An 18,248-nucleotide genomic window follows, 5' to 3' on the forward strand; every position below is an offset into this window, starting at 1 on the left:
TCTGTGAACCTGCGGGATGGGAATGGCCTTACGGGATCCGTTTGTTAGCCTGGGTGTGACACCGGCCCGATCCAAGCCCCCGGGCCCAACCTTCGTCGCTACGAGCGACCACTTGCCGCGAGGCGAGCATGGCGGGTCGGTGTCACTGAACGACAGGAGAGGCCCGCGTCACGGGAAAGTGACGCGGGCCTCTTCTTGTGGTGAATCTCTTTGTGGGTCGCCGCGAACAAAACGTTCGCAATCGGGGGCGGCTAACGCCTACCGGGCAGTAGGTGCGACCATCGGAGCGCGTACTCAGCTCAACGGTGAAAGCAGAGGAAGTCGGCCATGGCTACGGCGCCCAGCGTCTCCTACTCGATCACGGTCCGTCTGGAGGTGCCCGCGAGCGGAACCGCGGTCTCCCAGATCACCACGGCCGTGGAGTCCCACGGAGGCTCGGTGACCGGCCTCGACGTGACCGCCTCCGGCCACGAGAAGCTCCGGATCGACGTCACCATCGCGGCGTCCTCCACCGCCCACGCCGACGAGATCGTCCAGCAGCTGCGCGGCATCGAGGGCGTCACCCTCGGCAAGGTCTCCGACCGTACGTTCCTCATGCACCTCGGCGGCAAGATCGAGATGCAGTCCAAGCACCCGATCCGCAACCGTGACGACCTCTCCATGATCTACACGCCGGGTGTCGCCCGGGTGTGCATGGCGATCGCCGAGAACCCCGAGGACGCCCGTCGCCTCACCATCAAGCGCAACTCCGTCGCCGTCGTGACGGACGGCTCGGCGGTGCTGGGCCTGGGCAACATCGGCCCCATGGCCGCGCTGCCGGTGATGGAGGGCAAGGCGGCCCTGTTCAAGCGGTTCGCCGGGATCGACGCCTGGCCGCTGTGCCTGGACACCCAGGACACCGACGCGATCGTCGAGATCGTCAAGGCGATAGCCCCGGGCTTCGCCGGCATCAACCTGGAGGACATCTCCGCGCCGCGCTGCTTCGAGATCGAGGCCCGGCTGCGCGAGGCCCTCGACATCCCCGTCTTCCACGACGACCAGCACGGCACCGCGATCGTGGTCCTCGCCGCGTTGACGAACGCGCTGCGGGTCGCCGGCAAGGACATCGGTGACATCCGGGTCGTCATGTCCGGCGCGGGCGCGGCCGGTACGGCCATCCTCAAGCTGCTGCTCGCCGCCGGCGTCAAGAACGCGGTCGTGGCCGACATCCACGGTGTCGTGCACGCCGGCCGCGAGGACCTGGTGGAGGCCAAGGCCGACTCGCCGCTGCGCTGGATCGCCGACAACACCAACCTTGAGGGCCTGACGGGCACGCTGAAGGAGGCCGTGCGCGGCGCCGACGTCTTCATCGGCGTCTCCGCCCCGAACGTCCTCGACGGCGACGACGTGGCCGCGATGGCCGAGCGCGCGATCGTGTTCGCGCTCGCGAACCCCGACCCCGAGGTCGACCCGGCAATCGCCCGTCAGACGGCGGCGGTTGTCGCCACCGGCCGCTCGGACTTCCCGAACCAGATCAACAACGTGCTGGTCTTCCCGGGTGTCTTCCGCGGTCTGCTGGACGCCCAGTCCCGCACCGTCAACACCGAGATGATGCTCGCCGCCGCGACCGCACTCGCGAACGTGGTGACCGAGGACGAGCTGAACGCGAACTACATCATCCCCAGCGTCTTCAACGACAAGGTCGCCGGTGCGGTGGCCGGTGCGGTCCGCGAGGCCGCGAAGGCGGCGGGAGCGGCGGCGCCCTCGGCGTCGTAGCCCATCAGGCCGCGTGTGTGCGGCGGCTGTGAGGATCGCCACGGTCGCCCGCGCATCGGCGCGTCGCGGAACCCGGGGCCTTGGGCGGCCGTTTATCGTGGCGGCCAGGCTTCGGGCCTTCCAGGCCCGGCCCTCGCCGCCGGGAGCGGACGAAGCGTCACCACGCTGACGCGGTGGCGCTCTTCGTGTGACTCCCAAGGGTGTTCTCGCGACTCCTACGGGTGCCGGATTGGCTTTCCCGCCGCAGGTAGGGGCAGGATGCGTCTTCGGGCGCGAGGGTCTGGACGACGGACCCGGGTCCGGGGACTCACCGAGGACCCTGGCAGCATCGGCTTCACCGTGCCCGATATGCGGCTCCGCCGCGTGGCACGCCTCAAACGGCAAGAAGAACACGGGAGTAACAACATGAACCGCAGTGAGCTGGTGGCCGCGCTGGCCGACCGTGCCGAGGTGACCCGCAAGGACGCCGACGCCGTTCTGGCCGCGTTCGCCGAGACCGTCGGCGAGATCGTTTCCAAGGGTGACGAGAAGGTCACCATCCCCGGCTTCCTGACCTTCGAGCGCACCCACCGTGCCGCTCGCACCGCGCGCAACCCGCAGACCGGCGACCCGATCAACATCCCCGCCGGTTACAGCGTCAAGGTGTCCGCGGGCTCGAAGCTCAAGGAAGCCGCCAAGGGCAAGTAGGCCTTCGCGTGCGCGACGGGATTGCGTACGAGGCTCAGTAACGCGAATGGGGCGGCCACCCGGTCAGGGTGGCCGCCCCATCGTCGTAGGAGCACTTCTTTACGGCTATCCCAGGGCCTTGCCCGGGAGTTCGACCTTCGCGCCCAGCTCCACGAGCTTCTCCATGAAGTTCTCGTAGCCGCGGTTGATGAGGTCGATGCCGTGGACGCGGGACGTGCCCTGGGCCGCGAGGGCCGCGATGAGGTACGAGAAGCCGCCGCGGAGGTCGGGGATGACCAGGTCGGCGCCCTGGAGGCGGGTCGGGCCCGAGACGACTGCCGAGTGGAGGAAGTTGCGCTGGCCGAAGCGGCAGTGCGAACCGCCGAGGCACTCGCGGTAGAGCTGGATGTGCGCGCCCATCTGGTTGAGCGCGGAGGTGAAGCCGAGCCGGGACTCGTAGACGGTCTCGTGGACGATGGAGAGGCCGGTCGCCTGCGTCAGGGCGACGACCAGCGGCTGCTGCCAGTCCGTCTGGAAGCCCGGGTGCACGTCCGTTTCGAGCGCGATGGACTTCAACTGCCCGCCGGGGTGCCAGAAGCGGATGCCCTCGTCGTCGATCGCGAAGGCGCCGCCCACCTTCCGGTAGGTGTTGAGGAACGTCATCATCGAGCGCTGCTGCGCGCCCCGGACGTAGATGTTGCCCTCGGTCGCCAGCGCCGCGGACGCCCAGGACGCGGCCTCCAGGCGGTCCGGGAGGGCCGCGTGGGTGTAGCCACCGAGCGAGTCCACACCGGTGATGCGGATCGTCCGGTCGGTGTCCATGGCGATGATCGCGCCCATCTTCTGCAGTACGCAGATGAGGTCTTCGATCTCCGGTTCCACGGCCGCGTTGGCGAGTTCGGTGACGCCCTCCGCCAACACCGCCGTCAGCAGCACCTGTTCGGTCGCGCCCACGGACGGGTACGGCAGCTGGATCTTCGTACCGCGCAGCCGCTGCGGCGCCTCCAGATACTGCCCGTCCGCCCGCTTCTCGATCTTCGCGCCGAACTGCCGCAGCACCTCGAAGTGGAAGTCGATCGGCCGGCCGCCGATGTCACAGCCGCCCAGACCCGGGATGAACGCGTGGCCGAGCCGGTGAAGGAGCGGACCGCAGAACAGGATCGGGATGCGTGACGAGCCCGCGTGGGCATCGATGTCGGCGACGTTGGCGCTCTCGACGTGCGACGGATCGAGCACCAGCTCGCCCGGCTCCTCACCCGGACGGACCGTCACCCCGTGCAGTTGCAGCAGTCCGCGTACGACCCGAACGTCTCGGATGTCCGGTACGTTGCGCAGTCGACTTGGCTCACTGCCCAGCAGGGCGGCGACCATGGCCTTCGGTACGAGGTTCTTCGCACCGCGGACACGGATCTCGCCCTCCAGCGGGGTTCCGCCGTGGACAAGCAGTACGTCGTCTGAGCCGTTGACGGTCATGAATCTCGCGTTCCGTGGAGTTGGGCAGGGGCCGAAGACGTAAGCGTAATGGCCGCCCACCCCCCTTCAGAAAGCCCGAGGACCCCTCAGCTACGTCATAGCTGTGTCACAACACGAACCGTTCTCAATCGGGCACATGGGGTCACCGGGCGGGTGGTGTGCGCGTCGGACGCTTCAGTGCGCCCTGAGCTGCGTTCACTCAGGTACCCGCATTGCCTCCCCCATCACGGGGAAGATGCGGGATCATGTCTGGCATGACCGAGGTGTCCTCGCTCACAGGGCGGTTGCTCGTGGCAACACCCGCCCTGGCGGACCCGAACTTCGACCGCGCGGTGGTGCTCCTTCTCGACCACGACGAGGAGGGCTCCCTCGGTGTCGTCCTCAACCGGCCCACCCCTGTGGACGTCGGCGACATCCTGGAGGGCTGGGCGGACCTCGCCGGCGAACCGGGAGTCGTCTTCCAGGGCGGCCCGGTCCAGTTGGACTCGGCCCTCGGTGTCGCCGTCATCCCGGGCGGCGCGTCGTCCAGCGAGCGCGCCCCGCTCGGCTGGCGGCGGGTGCACGGCGCGATCGGCCTCGTCGACCTGGAGGCCCCGCCGGAACTGCTGGCCTCGGCGCTCGGCTCACTGAGAATCTTCGCCGGGTACGCCGGCTGGGGCCCCGGTCAGCTGGAGGACGAACTCGTGGACGGCGCCTGGTACGTCGTCGAGTCGGAGCCCGGTGACGTCTCCTCGCCGTCCCCGGAGCGGCTCTGGCGCGAGGTGCTGCGCCGCCAGCGCAGCGACCTCGCGATGGTGGCGACCTATCCGGACGACCCTTCGCTGAACTGATGCCGGTGGGCTTCAGTACCCTTGGCCGTATGAGCACTCTTGAGCCCGAGCGCGGGACTGGTACGGGGACCCTCGTAGAGCCGACGCCCCAGGTGTCGCACGGCGACGGGGACCATGAGCGCTTCGCCCATTACGTCCAGAAGGACAAGATCATGGCGAGCGCCCTGGACGGCACTCCTGTGGTGGCGTTGTGCGGGAAGGTCTGGGTTCCGGGCCGCGACCCGAAGAAGTACCCGGTGTGTCCCATGTGCAAGGAGATCTACGAGTCCATGGGCTCGGGCGGGGACGGCGACAAGGGCAAGGGCGGCGACAAGTAGCCGTTCGGCCGGTCTGACTTTCCAGGCCCTCGGGGCACGCTTCGGCGTGCCCCGAGGGCCTTTTGCGTGTCACGAAGTGGTTGAGACCTCTTGTGGCCGCGTTCATCTACTCCTTAATCTCCGTGGTGTTGTGCAGAGCGAAACGCCCATTGCATATGTTGCAACGCACGCCCGGATTCCCGGAGGAACGCTCCATGAAGCTCGCCCCCAGATTCGCCCTACTCCTGGCCACCGCCGCCGTCGTGGCGGGCTGCGCGCCCCAGACCTCCGACAACTCGTCCTCGGACAAGGACGACCAGAGCGGCACCCTGCGGGTGTGGCTCTTCCAAGAGGTCGGCAACGACCCGAAGGCGAAGGTCGTCGACTCCGTAGTCGCCGCTTTTGAGAAGGCTCACAAAGACACCCGGGTCGACCTGGAGTACATCCCGATCGACACCCGCGCCCAGCGCGTCAAGGCCGCCTTCAACGACCCGAAGTCCGCGCCCGACGTCATGGAGTACGGCAACACCGACACGGCCGGCTATGTGAAGGACGGCGGACTCCTCGACGTCACCAAGGAGTTCGGCGCCTGGAGCGAGGCCAAGGACACCGACCCCACCGCGAAGCAGTCCGTCACGGTCGACGGCAAGCTCTACGGCTCCCCGTTCTACGTCGGCGTCCGCGCCCTCTACTACCGCACCGACGTCTTCACGGACCTCGGCCTCCAACCCCCCAAAACCATGGCCGAGTTGGCGTCCACCGCCCGGAAGATCCACAAGGCGAAGTCCGACCTCTACGGCCTCGTCGTCGGCGGTGCCTACACGTACGGCGCGATGCCCTTCGTCTGGGCCAACGGCGGTGAACTCGCCACCGCCCAGGGCGGCACGTACACCTCCGCGATCGACAGCGCCGCCGCCCAGAAGGGCATCAAGGCCTACACCTCGCTCTTCACGAGCGACAACTGTCCCGCCGCCAAGTGCGCGGTCATGGGCGGCAACGACACGATCACCGCGTTCGCGGCAGGCAAGGCGGGCATGGCGATCGGCGGCGACTTCAGCCACAGCGCTGTCGAGGCCGGCAAGGTCAAGGGCAAGTACGCGGTCGTCCCGCTGCCGGGAGTCGCGTCCGGCTCGGTCGCCCCCGCGTTCGCCGGCGGCAACAACATCGGTGTCCTGAAGAGCACTTCGCACCGCACACTCGCGGTGGACCTCATGGAGCAGCTCACCTCGAAGGCGACACAGGCCTCGATGTTCGAGGCGATGGGCTTCCTGCCGACGTTCACCGACGTCCGCGACGCCGCCGCCGCGAAGGTGCCGTTCGAGAAGCCCTTCGTGCAGACCCTGGCCGCCGGCACCAAGTTCGTTCCCGCGTCGCCGGGTTGGTCCGAGATCGACTCCTCGCTGGTGCTGCCGACGATGCTGCAAGAGGTCATCAGCGGGAAGAAGAGCGTGGCGGCGGCTTCGAAGGACGCGGCGAAGAAGATGAACTCCGCGTTCAGCTCCGCGGGTTGAGCGGATGCGTACGCGAACGACCTGGACCCCCTGGCTCTATCTCGCCCCCGCCCTTGTCGTCCTCGGCGGTCTGCTCGTCTACCCCATCTACCAGCTCGGCCTGATCTCGTTCTTCCAGTACACGCAGGCCCAGGTCAGCGGTGGCGAGCCGACGACCTTCAAGGGGTTCGGGAACTACGCGGAACTGTTCTCCGACAGCCAGTTCTGGCAGGTGCTGCTGTCGACCGTGCTGTTCGCCGGGGCCTGCGTGGTCTCGACGCTCGCGGTCGGCTGCGCCCTCGCCGTGCTGCTCACGCGGGTGCGGGCCGTGCCCCGACTCGTGCTGATGCTGGCCGCGTTGGGGGCGTGGGCGACACCCGCGGTGACGGGTTCGACGGTCTGGCTGCTGCTGTTCGACCCGGACTTCGGTCCGGTGAACCGCATCCTCGGCCTTGGTGACCACTCCTGGACGTACGGGCGCCTCAGCGCGTTCTTCCTCGTCCTGCTCGAAGTGGTGTGGTGCTCCTTCCCGTTCGTGATGGTGACGGTCTACGCCGGCATCCGCGCCGTACCCTCCGAGGTCCTGGAGGCCGCGGCCCTGGACGGCGCCTCGCAGTGGCGGATCTGGCGCTCGATCCTCACGCCGATGCTCCGCCCGATCCTGACCGTCGTCACCATCCAGTCCGTCATCTGGGACTTCAAGGTCTTCACCCAGATCTACGTCATGACCAACGGCGGCGGCATCGCGGGCCAGAACCTCGTCCTCAACGTGTACGCCTACCAACAGGCGTTCGCCTCCTCGAAGTACAGCCTCGGCTCGGCGATCGGCGTCGTCATGCTGCTGATGCTGCTCGCCGTCACGCTGGTCTATCTGCGCCTGCTCCGCAGGCAGGGGGAGGAGTTGTGAGTACGCTCCGCGGTTTTGTACGACGGCCCTGGCGGCTCGCGGCCGAGGCCTCGGCGCTGCTGATCGCGGTCGTGGTCGCGTTCCCCCTCTATTGGATGGTGCTCAGCGCCTTCAAACCGGCCGGGGAAATCGAGTCGAGCGAGCCCCGGCCATGGACGCTGGCGCCCTCCCTGGACTCGTTCCGGCGGGTCTTCGGGCAGCAGGAATTCGGCCGTTACTTCGTCAACAGCCTTGTCGTGGCGGGCACCGTGGTCATCGTCTCGGCACTGATCGCCTTTCTCGCCGCGACCGCCGTGACCCGATTCCGGTTCCGCTTCCGGACCACCCTCCTGATCATGTTCCTGGTGGCCCAGATGGTGCCCGTGGAAGCGCTGACGATCCCCCTGTTCTTCACCATGCGGGGCCTCGGCCTGCTGAACACCCTGGGGTCCCTGATCCTGCCCCAGATTGCCTTCTCGCTGCCGTTCGCGATCTGGATGCTGCGGGGGTTCGTGAAAGCCGTACCGGACGCGCTGGAGGAGGCCGCGTACATCGACGGGGCGAGCCGGACGCGATTCCTGTGGCAGATCCTTTTCCCGCTCGTCTTCCCTGGGCTGGTCGCCACGAGCGTGTTTTCCTTCATCTCGGCCTGGAACGACTTCCTGTTCGCCAAGTCCTTCATCATCAGCGACACTTCCCAGTCGACCCTGCCGATGGCCCTCCTCGTCTTCTACAAGCCCGACGACCCGGACTGGGGCGGGGTCATGGCGGCCTCCACGGTGATGACGATTCCGGTGCTGGTGTTCTTCGTACTCGTACAGCGACGTCTGGTCTCGGGGCTGGGCGGAGCGGTTAAGGACTGACGTGACTTCAGAGACGGAACTGATTCCGGCGCCGAACAGTGTCGCGCCGGCACTGCCCGGCGGGGGCGTGGGCTACGTCCTCGACGCCGGGACGGAGATCGACGCGGGCCCCGGCACCGAGCGGGTGGCGCAGTGGCTGCGGGCCACCGTCGGCGCGGCGACCGGACTGCCACTGACGCCGCACAAGGACAGCGGAAACCGCATCATGCTGCGCGTCGGCCCGGGCGAGTCCGACGACCCCGAGGCGTACACCGTGATCGTCGACGGGTATCTGGTCCACCTCTGGGGAGCCGATGAACCCGGGCTGTTCTACGCCGCCCAGACCCTCCGTCAATTGCTCGGCCCCGAGGCCTTCCGCCGTGCCCCGGTCACCTCTAAGCGCCGTTGGGAACTACCCGCGGTCAGCATCCGCGACGCGCCCCGCTTCCGCTGGCGCGGCCTCATGCTCGACGTCGCCCGGCACTTCATGCCCAAGGAAGGCGTCCTGCGCTACCTGGATCTGATGGCGGCGCACAAACTCAACGTCTTCCACTTCCACTTGACGGACGACCAGGGCTGGCGCGTACAGATCAAGCGGTACCCGAAGCTGACCGAGATCGGCTCCTGGCGGGCCCGTACGAAATTCGGCCACCGCGCCTCACCCCTGTGGGACGACAAGCCCCACGGCGGCCACTACACACAGGACGACATCCGCGAGATCGTCGCCTACGCCGCCGAGCGGCATATCACCGTGGTCCCCGAAATCGACGTACCGGGACACTCGCAGGCCGCGATCGCCGCGTATCCGGAACTCGGCAACACAGACGTCATCGACACCAACTCCCTCTCCGTCTGGGACACCTGGGGCGTCAACCCGAACGTACTCGCCCCCACTGACAACACCCTGCGCTTCTACGAGGGGGTGTTCGAGGAACTCCTCGACCTGTTCCCCTCGGAGTTCATTCACCTCGGCGGCGACGAATGCCCCAAGGACCAGTGGAAGCGGTCGCCGACCGCGCAGGCACGCATCAAGGAACTCGGGCTCGCGGACGAGGACGAGTTGCAGTCGTGGTTCATCGGACACTTCGACAAGTGGTTCTCCGCGCGCGGGAGGAGGCTCGTCGGCTGGGACGAGATCCTGGAGGGCGGTCTCGCGGACGGGGCCGTCGTGTCGTCCTGGCGCGGCTACGAGGGCGGGATCACCGCCGCGCGCGCGGGCCACGACGTCGTCATGTGCCCTGAACAGCACGTGTACTTGGACTGGCGGCAGGACGCCGGCGAGGACGAGCCGGTGCCGATCGCCCATGTGCGCACCCTGGAGGACGTCTACCGCTTCGAGCCCGTTCCCTCGCAGCTCACCGAGGCCGAGGCCCGTCATGTGCTGGGCGCGCAGGCCAACGTGTGGACCGAGGTGATGGAGGATCACGCGCGCGTGGACTACCAGACGTTCCCCAGGCTGGCCGCGTTCGCCGAGGTCGCCTGGAGCGCCCTTCCGGCGCCCGCGGAACGGGACTTCGCCGACTTCGAACGCCGGATGACCGCCCACTATCCGCGACTCGACGCCCTGGGTGTCGCCTACCGCCCGCCCACCGGACCCCTGCCGTGGCAGCGCCGCCCCGGAGTGCTCGGACGGCCCAAGGACGGCCCGCCCCCGAACGCCTAGAACACAGAAGGGAAAAAGGCCCCCAGGGGTCACCGATGAGTGGCAATTCGCGCGTACCGGTGATGCCGTACCAAAACGGACCATCTCGCTGATGAGGCGGGCGAATGCCTCCTAGCGGACCCCCGCGTTCGGGTCTTGCGAAGATGTGCCAGAGTTGCCACGTCCGCCCTGTCAGCACGTACCGTACGGCAGCAACAGGTGGGACCAGGTGGGGCAGCGGGAAGGGGCAGCCGGTTTGACCACGCACGCACCGCAGGCGGGGCAGTCCGTCACGCTGCCCACAACGCTGGACGAGGCCGTGGCGGCGCTCACGGCCCTGCCCACGGCCGTTCCCGTGGCCGGCGGCACCGACCTCATGGCGGCCGTCAACTCGGGCCAGCTGAGGCCCAGCGCGCTGGTCGGTCTCGGGCGGATCAGCGAGATCCGCGGCTGGCAGTACCAGGACGGCCACGCGCTGCTCGGCGCGGGCCTCACGCACGCCCGCATGGGCCGCCCCGACTTCGCCGCCCTCATCCCGGCGCTCGCGGCCTCCGCGCGCGCCGCGGGCCCGCCGCAGATCCGCAACGCGGGCACCCTGGGCGGCAACATCGCCTCGGCCGCGCCCACCGGGGACGCGCTGCCCGTACTGGCCGCCCTGGAAGCGACGCTGATCATCGCGGGCCCGGGCGGCGCCCGCCGGGAGATCCCGGTGTCGCACCTCCTGGCCGGCGTCGAGATGCTGCGCGGCGGCGAACTCATCGGCTTCGTGCGCGTGCCCCTGCTGCACGCCCCGCAGGTCTTCCTGAAGGCGACCGGCCGGACCGGACCCGGGCGCTCGGTCGCGTCCGTCGCGGTCGTCCTCGACCCCGCCAGGCGCGGCGTCAGGTGCGCCGTCGGCGCCATAGCGCCGATGCCGCTCAGACCCCTGGACGCCGAGCAGTGGGTGGCCCGGCTGATCGACTGGGACAACGGCCGCGCGATCGTCCCCGAGGCGCTGACCGCCTTCGGGGAGTACGTCGCCGCGGCCTGCATCCCCGACCCGGCCCCGGCCGAGGACGGCTCCGTGGAACAGCTTCCGCCCGCGGTACTGCACCTGCGGCGCACCGTCGCCGCACTTGCCCGACGAGCACTCGGGAGGGCGCTGTCGTGACCGACGACCAGCACGGAGAGGGCACCCCCCAGGGCGGCGGACGCTGGGACCCGCTGCCCCAGGGCGACTACGACGACGGTGCCACGGCCTTCGTGAAACTCCCCGAAGGGGGCATCGACGCCCTCCTCGCCGCCCCGGGCCACGGCTATGTGCCGCCGCCCATAGCGGCCGGCCCCGCCCCGGACGACCCGTCGGGCACCGGCTCCTGGGCCGTGCCCGCCGAGGGCGTCCAGTGGCCCGACCCGAACGCCGTACCGCAGCAGGGGACGGCCGGGGGCGACCAGTTCGCGTACCACCCCGGGGCCACCGGCCAGTGGACCTTCCAGGACACCAACGCCCAGGACGCGGGCGCCGCGCCCGGTCACGACGTGACCGGGGAGTGGTCGATCCCCGTCGCCGGGGGCGATCTCCCGGACGAATCGGGCGAGTTCACCACCTCCGCCCTGGTCGAGCAGTGGGGCGGCACCCCGCCCGCCACCCTGCCCGGCGGCGCGCCCGCGCCCTGGGCGACGGACGGCGCGGGCCAGAACTGGGCACAGCAGGCGTCCGGCACGGGTGTGACGGAGCGGCCCGGACAGCCCGAGGCGCACCCGGCCGAGCACACCGACGGCCGGGGTGCGGCCTACCCGGCGACGGGCACCGACGGGCGGGGCACGGCGTACCCGGCCACGGACACCGACGGGCGGGGTGTCGCACACCCGGCCGACGAGGTGTCGGCGCGCGCGGCCACCCGACCGGCCGCCGACGCGACCCGCCGGCCGTACGAGGAAGCCCAGGGCAGCGACCCGTACGCGCACGCCCGCACCGAGGCCGCCGGCGACCCCTACGGGGACGCGCGCGGCGACCGTCACGACGACGCCTCCGCCGAACTGGCCGCGGCCGACGCGCAGTCGGCCGACGAGAACGGCGCGGCGGGCGGCGATGCCGAAGGGGCCGAGGGCGCCGCTGAGAGGCCCGCTGGGCCGTCGGTGGCGGCCGACGCGTCCGACGGTGCCGAAGCCGCCCCGGAGGCCGCTGAGGCGCCCGTGACGGCCGCGGACGCCGACGTGTCGGACGAGGCCGCCGAGCCCGGCCCGAAGCTCTCCGGCGACGAACACCCGCTCGCCTCCTACGTGTTGCGCGTCAACGGCGCCGACCGGCCTGTCACCGACGCCTGGATCGGCGAGTCGCTGCTCTACGTGCTCCGCGAACGCCTCGGCCTCGCGGGCGCCAAGGACGGCTGCTCCCAGGGCGAGTGCGGGGCCTGCAACGTCCAGGTCGACGGACGGCTCGTCGCCTCCTGCCTGGTGCCCGCCGTCACCGCCGCCGGCTCCGAGGTCCGTACGGTCGAGGGTCTCGCCGTCGAGGGACAGCCCTCGGACGTGCAGCGGGCGCTCGCCAAGTGCGGGGCCGTGCAGTGCGGTTTCTGCGTGCCCGGCATGGCGATGACCGTGCACGACCTCCTGGAGGGCAACCCGGCCCCCACCGAACTAGAGGCGCGGCAGGCCCTGTGCGGCAACCTGTGCCGCTGCTCCGGCTACCGGGGCGTCCTGGACGCCGTACAGGAAGTCGTCGCCGAACGGGAGGCGCACGCCGCTGCCGCCGAACCTGAGTCGGACGGCGACGAGGCGCGTATTCCCCACCAGGCGGGCCCCGGAGCCGGTGGTGTCCACCAGTCGGCGTTCGAGTCCCCGCGCACGCAGGACCAGGTGTACGGCCAGGACGGAGGTCAGGCGTGAGCAACGAAGCCGCCACCGCGACCACGGAGGCCGCGCCCGCCGCGGAGCATCCGGGCCACGGCCTGGGCGCCTCGCTCCCGGCCGCCGACGCCCGCGCCAAGACCGAGGGCACCTTCCCGTACGCGGCCGACCTGTGGGCCGAGGGCCTCCTGTGGGCGGCCGTCCTGCGCTCGCCGCACCCGCACGCGCGCATCGTGTCCGTCGACACGTCCCACGCGCGGGACATGCCCGGCGTACGGGCCGTCATCACCCACGAGGACGTGCCGGGCCAGGACCGCTACGGCCGGGGCACCGCCGACCGCCCGGTGTTCGCCTTCGAAGTGGTGCGCCACCACGGGGAGCCCATCGCCGCCGTCGCCGCCGACCACCCGGACACCGCGCGGATGGCCGCCGCCGCCATCATGGTCGAGTACGAAGTACTCGACCCGGTGACCGACCCCGAGCAGGCCTTCGAGGCCGAACCGCTGCACCCCGACGGCAACCTGATCCGGCACATCCCGCTGCGCCACGGCGACCCGGACGCGGCCGGCGACATCGTCGTCGAGGGCCTGTACCGCATCGGCCGCCAGGACCCCGCACCCATCGGCGCCGAGGCCGGCCTCGCCGTGCCCCGCCCCGACGGCGGCGTCGAGCTCTACATCGCCTCCACGGACCCGCACACCGACCGCGACACGGCCGCCGCCTGCTACGGCCTGGAGCCCGACCGCGTGAAGGTCGTCGTCACCGGCGTCCCCGGGGCCACCGCCGACCGCGAGGACCAGGGCTTCCAACTCCCGCTCGGCCTGCTCGCGTTGAAGACCGGCTGCCCGGTCAAACTCACCGCCACGCGCGAGGAGTCCTTCCTCGGCCACACCCACCGCCACCCCACGCTCCTGCGCTACCGCCACCACGCCGACGAGGACGGCCGCCTGGTCAAGGTCGAGGCCCAGGTGCTGCTCGACGCGGGCGCCTACGCCGACACCTCGTCGGAGGCCCTGGCCGCCGCCGTCTCCTTCGCCTGCGGCCCCTACGTCGTCCCGAACGCCTTCATCGAGGGCTGGGCCGTCCGCACCAACAACCCGCCCTCCGGGCACGTGCGCGGCGAGGGCGCCATGCAGGTCTGCGCCGCCTACGAGGCGCAGATGGACAAGCTCGCCAAGAAGCTCGCCATGGACCCGGCCGAACTGCGCCTGCGCAACGCCATGGCCACCGGGGACGTCCTCCCCACCGGCCAGACGGTGACCTGCCCGGCACCGGTCGCCGAACTCCTCCAGGCCGTACGGGACTTCCCGCTGCCGCAGCTCCCCAAGGACACCCCCGAGGACGAGTGGCTGCTGCCCGGCGGCCCCGAGGGCGCGGGCGAACCGGGCGCGGTGCGCCGGGGCGTCGGCTACGGCCTCGGCATGGTTCACATGCTCGGCGCGGAGGGCGCCGACGAGGTCTCCACGGCCACCGTGAAGGTCCACGACGGCATCGCGACCGTCCTGTGCGCGGCCGTCGAGACCGGCCAGGGCTTCACCACCCTCGCCCGCCAGATCGTCCAGGAGACCCTGGGCATCGACGAGGTGCACGTCGCCCCTGTAGACACCGATCAGCCCCCCGCCGGCCCCGGCTGCCGGGGCCGCCACACCTGGGTCTCGGGCGGCGCGGTCGAACGGGCCGCGAAAATGGTCCGCACCCAACTGCTCCAGCCCCTGGCGCACAAGTTCGGCATGTCCACCGAACTCCTCCAGATCACCGACGGCAAGATCACCTCGTACGACGGCGTCCTCTCGACGACCGTCACCGAGGCCCTGGACGGCAAGGAACTGTGGGCCACCGCCCAGTGCCGCCCGCACCCGACCGAGCCCTTGGACGAGGCGGGCCAGGGCGACGCCTTCGTAGGCCTCGCGTTCTGCGCGATCCGCGCGGTAGTCGACGTCGACATCGAACTCGGCTCCGTCCGGGTCGTCGAACTGGCCCTCGCCCAGGACGTCGGCCGCATCCTGAACCCGACCCAACTGGTCGCCCGCATCGAGGGCGGGGTGACTCAGGGCGTAGGCATCGCGTTGACGGAAAACCTGCGCACCGCGCGCGGGTTGATCCGCCACCCCGACCTCACTGGCTACGCCCTTCCCACCGCCCTGGACACCCCCGACATCAAGATCGTGAAACTCGTCGAGGAACGTGACGTGGTCGCGCCCTTCGGGGCGAAGGCGGTCAGCGCGGTACCGGTGGTCACCTCCCCGGCGGCGATCGCCTCCGCCGTACGCGCCGCGACCGGCCGCCCCGTGAACCGCCTGCCGATCCGCCCCCAGGCGGCGGTTGTGACGAACGGGCAGTACGGGCAGTAGGCGGCGCCGGCAGAGCGGTTACCGAGGGACGGGAACGTTCACGGGTGGTCTGAGCGTCTGACGGGGTGAGGATGTCTCGGACGTTTCGCGTCCGTCCGCGCCCTGCGAGGCGTTTTCGTTGCGGGTTCACCGCGTTTTCGCTGGTCAGGGCCATTGTCAGTGGTGCCGCGTAGTGTTCTGGGCAGTGGGGACGACCGCGGAACACCGGTGCCGCACGGGGAAGATTCACGCACGGGGGAACCATGCACGGGGGAACGATGAGCAGGACCGACGCCGGTTCTACGGCGATCACGATCACCTTGACCGAGGACGACCTCGATCCGTACGTCACGCACGCGTCCACGCGCCGCTGGCTGACGGGCCCCGGACTGCCGGGCGACAGCGCCCTGTTGACCTTCGAGGAGCTGCGCAGGGAGGGCCTGCGGACGGTCGCGGACTCGCTGGGCGATCCCGACCCGCTGGCGGAGGAGCTCCGGGACCAGCTGGTGATAGGCGCGCTCTGGGGACCCGACGGCGGCGAGGCTGAGTCGATCCTGCTGGACGGCGAGACGGGCGCGATCGCCACGACGTACTTCCTCCACGACCGCCCTGACCTGATGGAGGCCGGCCCGCTGGCCCCGTCGGTCGAAACGCTGGCCCGCTTCACCACGACCACCGACGAACTGACCGCCCTGCGCGGCCAGTTCGCGTCATACGAGGGCCGCCACGGCGCGCAGACGGCGGCGGAGGCGTCACGCCACCTGCTCGCGATTTTCGAGTCGGAGACGGACGGCGAGGTGCCCCCGTTCTGGAAGGCGGCGGCCCTCATCCGCCCGCTGGCCCTGGTCGCGGGCCCCGGTACGACCTCGGGGCTGACCCTCGACATCCCGGCCCGCCTGCTGGACCAGGAGTTCGGCCAGGGCACGGTGGCCCGCTTCGAGGAGGTCGACTTCCCCGCCACACTCACCCACGAGCCGACCCGCCGCTTCCTGCGCGAGACGGGCCTGCCCGAGGACGCACTCCTCTTCCAGCTGGACACGGACGTCCCGCTCCCGACCCTGGCCGAGTTCTACGAGGACGAGCCCGCCGACGAACTGCCCGCCCGCTCCGACGAGTTGATCCGCCTCGGCTATCTCGTCGAGAACAACAGCCTGGTGGTGGACGGTGCCACGGGCGAGATCCTGACCTGGAGCGAGCCGGAAGCGACGCTCGCTCCCCTCAACACGGACGTCTCGACCCTCGCCTTCACGCTCTGGCTGCTCCACCGCGAGCGGAAGATAGACGCGAACCTCTCGGGCGAGCTGACGGCAGAGGCGTACGACCAGTTGGCCACGACGATGCTCCAGACCTTGTCGACGGTGGACCCGACGGGCCGGCAGGCCGGAGTGGCCGGCCGACGCCACCCGCACTACTGGACGGAGGCGTTCCAGGACGAGGCGGGAGGCGTGCTCTGAAGCGGACGCGGACGCGGCCCGCCGCGGAATTCGTTCGCGCCGATGCGAGGTGACCCGCTACCTTGCGCCTGACCGCGACGCGGCGAGGGGGAACGGGACATGGACACCGAGCACACACGGACCGACCGACTGTGCGTGCTGCTGGAGCAGTTCGACAAGGCCCGGGAGATGGCCGAGGTCCGGCTGACGGGACTCGACGACGAGGAGTACCTCTGGGAGCCGGCGCCCGACTGTTGGTCCCTCCGCCGCCGGAGCGAGGCCGTGACGCCGAGGGCGTTCGGACCGGGCGAGTGGGTCCTCGACCTGGGCGCACCGGACATCCCGGCGAGCGAGTACGCCGAGGTTGCCCGCCAGGCCGCCGACGGCATGACCGTCGACAAGATCGCCGAGGACTGGAGCGTGACCGTCGAACGGGTCGAGCAGGTCCTCGCCCACACAGGCGAGCCGGAACCGGACTCGACCCCGATCACGACGATCGCGTGGCGCCTGGGCCACCTGCACTTCCAGTTCGCGGGGGCGTGGGAGTGGACGTTCGGCGATCGACGGCACGATCCCAAGCGGATGGTCGACTTCAGCCCCTCCGCGGCCCCGACCCTGGAACAGTTCTGGCCGGTGATCGACCGCTGGCGGACAGCCGTAGCCACCGTGACGGAAGAGGAACTCGACACTGTCGGCTTCTCGCAATACCCGTACGGCTCCGACCCCGACGACCCGTACATCGCCGTCGTGGCGGGAGCCAACCTGGAATTCATCCACCACATGGCGGAGATCGCACTGCTGCGGGATCTGTGGCGGGCGAGGTCGTGATGTGAGTCAGGTACCGGGCTGAGCGCTCCACGCGTTCTGAAGAGCCGCCTGCACACCCTCCCCGAGAACCGCACGCGTCGTCATCTCGCCCGGCAGAGTGGGCAGTTCAGCCCAATGTGTCACGGTCTCGGCACTGTCGAGCCCGTAGGGCAGCCGGACGACCCCGTCGGAGTCGACGAAACAGTCCCTGTGCTCAGTACCGTCCGCGCCGAAGTGCAGAGAGGTGAAGTACATCGGCCGCACCAGCCAGAATTCCTCACCCAGCGCGGCATCGGCTTCGGCGCCACCGTCCGCCGGATACCGACCGGTGATCGCGGCTGCCACGGGGGTACCGCTTGAGGGCAGTGCACTGCGCGCGTCGACCCACGTCACCACGGTGTCCAGATTCACCATCTCCACGCCCGGCAAGACGCCCGGGCGCCCGTGCAGGTTGCGTCAGCTTGCTTCGCGCTGGGTGGCGTAAGCCGCCGTCGCGGACGCGCAGTTGACGACCCACGATCCCCCTGCACAGACCCGGTGCCCCACATCGCGGGCATAAGCTCCGGGACTGGGCTGTGACTGAGCTTGGTCAGGGCCAAGCAAGTCAGTGTGGACCAGGCGACTTACCTAGCCCCGTTCGGACTGGGCGTCACAGCCCTGGGGGAGTCTGTCTGACCAAGGAACGCGTACTGGTCAGAACCTGTCTTGGAGGCCGTGGCGGGAATCGAACCCGCGTAACTCGCTTTGCAGGCGAGTCCCTGAACCACTCGGGCACACGGCCGTGTTTGGTGAGTTGACCGTATGTGGGGCGGGTGGGCTCGGACAAGGGGGCCGGTGGTGCCGCAACGGGACTGCCATACCGCGTTCATGAATGGCGGAGTGGGGGACAGTGGTCGTACGACCAAGGTCTCAGCGGTGGACCGTCTTTCGACAGGGGTCAAGCCGGAGGATGAGCCTTACGCTGGCCCG

The 18,248-nt window shown here is 70.0% G+C and carries 15 protein-coding genes and 1 tRNA gene; 13 read left to right on the top strand and 3 right to left on the bottom strand.

The genetic code is table 11. The annotated features are described in order from the left end of the window. The first annotated feature begins 327 nt into the window (after window positions 1-327). Window positions 328-1,755 (top strand): NAD-dependent malic enzyme, encoded by a 1,428-nt coding sequence (locus OH768_RS32035; RefSeq protein WP_406459369.1) that lies wholly within the window; start codon window positions 328-330, stop codon window positions 1,753-1,755. Window positions 1,756-2,160: 405 nt separating this feature from the next. Beyond that, on the top strand, window positions 2,161-2,442 hold the full coding sequence (locus tag OH768_RS32040) for an HU family DNA-binding protein (RefSeq protein WP_019056394.1): 282 nt from the start codon (window positions 2,161-2,163) through the stop codon (window positions 2,440-2,442). 105 nt (window positions 2,443-2,547) lie between these two features. Here OH768_RS32040 and murA read toward each other — a convergent pair whose 3' ends face one another. Next, window positions 2,548-3,894: a UDP-N-acetylglucosamine 1-carboxyvinyltransferase gene (gene murA, locus OH768_RS32045; protein WP_043679363.1), complete on the bottom strand. Its 1,347-nt coding sequence runs from the start codon at window positions 3,892-3,894 to the stop codon at window positions 2,548-2,550. A gap of 254 nt (window positions 3,895-4,148) precedes the next feature. Here murA and OH768_RS32050 point away from each other — a divergent pair, with 254 nt between their 5' ends. The 11 genes from OH768_RS32050 to OH768_RS32100 all read left to right on the top strand — a co-directional run bounded on the left by OH768_RS32050 (window position 4,149) and on the right by OH768_RS32100 (window position 17,300). After that, the gene (locus tag OH768_RS32050) at window positions 4,149-4,724 is read left to right on the top strand and encodes a YqgE/AlgH family protein (protein WP_406459372.1); all 576 of its coding nucleotides are present in this window, start codon (window positions 4,149-4,151) and stop codon (window positions 4,722-4,724) included. Window positions 4,725-4,753: 29 nt separating this feature from the next. Then, the gene (locus OH768_RS32055) at window positions 4,754-5,041 is read left to right on the top strand and encodes a DUF3039 domain-containing protein (protein ID WP_026178118.1); all 288 of its coding nucleotides are present in this window, start codon (window positions 4,754-4,756) and stop codon (window positions 5,039-5,041) included. A gap of 194 nt (window positions 5,042-5,235) precedes the next feature. Continuing rightward, window positions 5,236-6,531, top strand: coding sequence for an extracellular solute-binding protein (locus tag OH768_RS32060; protein WP_406459374.1), 1,296 nt, complete (start codon window positions 5,236-5,238; stop codon window positions 6,529-6,531). A gap of 4 nt (window positions 6,532-6,535) precedes the next feature. Beyond that, complete coding sequence (locus tag OH768_RS32065; RefSeq protein WP_406459376.1) at window positions 6,536-7,417, top strand: carbohydrate ABC transporter permease; 882 nt, start codon at window positions 6,536-6,538, stop codon at window positions 7,415-7,417. Beyond that, a complete protein-coding gene (locus tag OH768_RS32070) occupies window positions 7,414-8,259 on the top strand; it encodes a carbohydrate ABC transporter permease (RefSeq protein ID WP_406459378.1) in 846 nt (281 codons plus the stop codon). Before OH768_RS32065 ends, OH768_RS32070 begins: the two co-directional genes overlap by 4 nt. A 52-nt stretch (window positions 8,260-8,311) precedes the next feature. Beyond that, window positions 8,312-9,901, top strand: a complete 1,590-nt coding sequence (locus OH768_RS32075) for a beta-N-acetylhexosaminidase (RefSeq protein ID WP_406465525.1) — start codon at window positions 8,312-8,314, stop codon at window positions 9,899-9,901. Between the two features lie 235 nt (window positions 9,902-10,136). Then, entirely contained in the window at window positions 10,137-11,030 is an 894-nt protein-coding gene (locus OH768_RS32080) for a xanthine dehydrogenase family protein subunit M (RefSeq protein WP_200714545.1), read from the top strand. Further along, on the top strand, window positions 11,027-12,748 hold the full coding sequence (locus OH768_RS32085; protein ID WP_406459381.1) for a 2Fe-2S iron-sulfur cluster-binding protein: 1,722 nt from the start codon (window positions 11,027-11,029) through the stop codon (window positions 12,746-12,748). The genes OH768_RS32080 and OH768_RS32085 overlap by 4 nt, the downstream gene beginning before the upstream one ends. Continuing rightward, window positions 12,745-15,060 carry a xanthine dehydrogenase family protein molybdopterin-binding subunit gene (locus OH768_RS32090; protein ID WP_406459383.1) on the top strand — a complete coding sequence of 772 codons (2,316 nt, stop codon included), beginning with the start codon at window positions 12,745-12,747 and terminating at the stop codon, window positions 15,058-15,060. The genes OH768_RS32085 and OH768_RS32090 overlap by 4 nt, the downstream gene beginning before the upstream one ends. Before the next feature lie 257 nt (window positions 15,061-15,317). Next, complete coding sequence (locus tag OH768_RS32095; protein ID WP_406459385.1) at window positions 15,318-16,493, top strand: SUKH-4 family immunity protein; 1,176 nt, start codon at window positions 15,318-15,320, stop codon at window positions 16,491-16,493. 99 nt (window positions 16,494-16,592) lie between these two features. Further along, window positions 16,593-17,300 carry a DinB family protein gene (locus tag OH768_RS32100; RefSeq protein ID WP_406459387.1) on the top strand — a complete coding sequence of 236 codons (708 nt, stop codon included), beginning with the start codon at window positions 16,593-16,595 and terminating at the stop codon, window positions 17,298-17,300. Between the two features lie 6 nt (window positions 17,301-17,306). Here OH768_RS32100 and OH768_RS32105 read toward each other — a convergent pair whose 3' ends face one another. Next, window positions 17,307-17,693 (bottom strand): AQJ64_40280 family protein, encoded by a 387-nt coding sequence (locus OH768_RS32105; protein ID WP_406465526.1) that lies wholly within the window; start codon window positions 17,691-17,693, stop codon window positions 17,307-17,309. Between the two features lie 292 nt (window positions 17,694-17,985). Then, window positions 17,986-18,060, bottom strand: a tRNA-Cys gene (locus OH768_RS32110). Window positions 18,061-18,248 lie beyond the last annotated feature (188 nt).

The organism is Streptomyces sp. NBC_01622, assembly GCF_045209635.1.
In the GTDB taxonomy this organism is placed as follows: domain Bacteria; phylum Actinomycetota; class Actinomycetes; order Streptomycetales; family Streptomycetaceae; genus Streptomyces.

Coding starts and splice junctions, on each gene's coding strand:
- OH768_RS32055 (WP_026178118.1), top strand. CDS start 4,754: ATGAGCACTCTTGAGCCCGAGCGCGGGACTGGTACGGGGACCCTCGTA.
- OH768_RS32100 (WP_406459387.1), top strand. CDS start 16,593: ATGGACACCGAGCACACACGGACCGACCGACTGTGCGTGCTGCTGGAG.
- murA (WP_043679363.1), bottom strand. CDS start 3,894: ATGACCGTCAACGGCTCAGACGACGTACTGCTTGTCCACGGCGGAACC.
- OH768_RS32105 (WP_406465526.1), bottom strand. CDS start 17,693: ATGGTGAATCTGGACACCGTGGTGACGTGGGTCGACGCGCGCAGTGCA.
- OH768_RS32095 (WP_406459385.1), top strand. CDS start 15,318: ATGAGCAGGACCGACGCCGGTTCTACGGCGATCACGATCACCTTGACC.
- OH768_RS32065 (WP_406459376.1), top strand. CDS start 6,536: ATGCGTACGCGAACGACCTGGACCCCCTGGCTCTATCTCGCCCCCGCC.
- OH768_RS32040 (WP_019056394.1), top strand. CDS start 2,161: ATGAACCGCAGTGAGCTGGTGGCCGCGCTGGCCGACCGTGCCGAGGTG.
- OH768_RS32035 (WP_406459369.1), top strand. CDS start 328: ATGGCTACGGCGCCCAGCGTCTCCTACTCGATCACGGTCCGTCTGGAG.
- OH768_RS32050 (WP_406459372.1), top strand. CDS start 4,149: ATGACCGAGGTGTCCTCGCTCACAGGGCGGTTGCTCGTGGCAACACCC.
- OH768_RS32060 (WP_406459374.1), top strand. CDS start 5,236: ATGAAGCTCGCCCCCAGATTCGCCCTACTCCTGGCCACCGCCGCCGTC.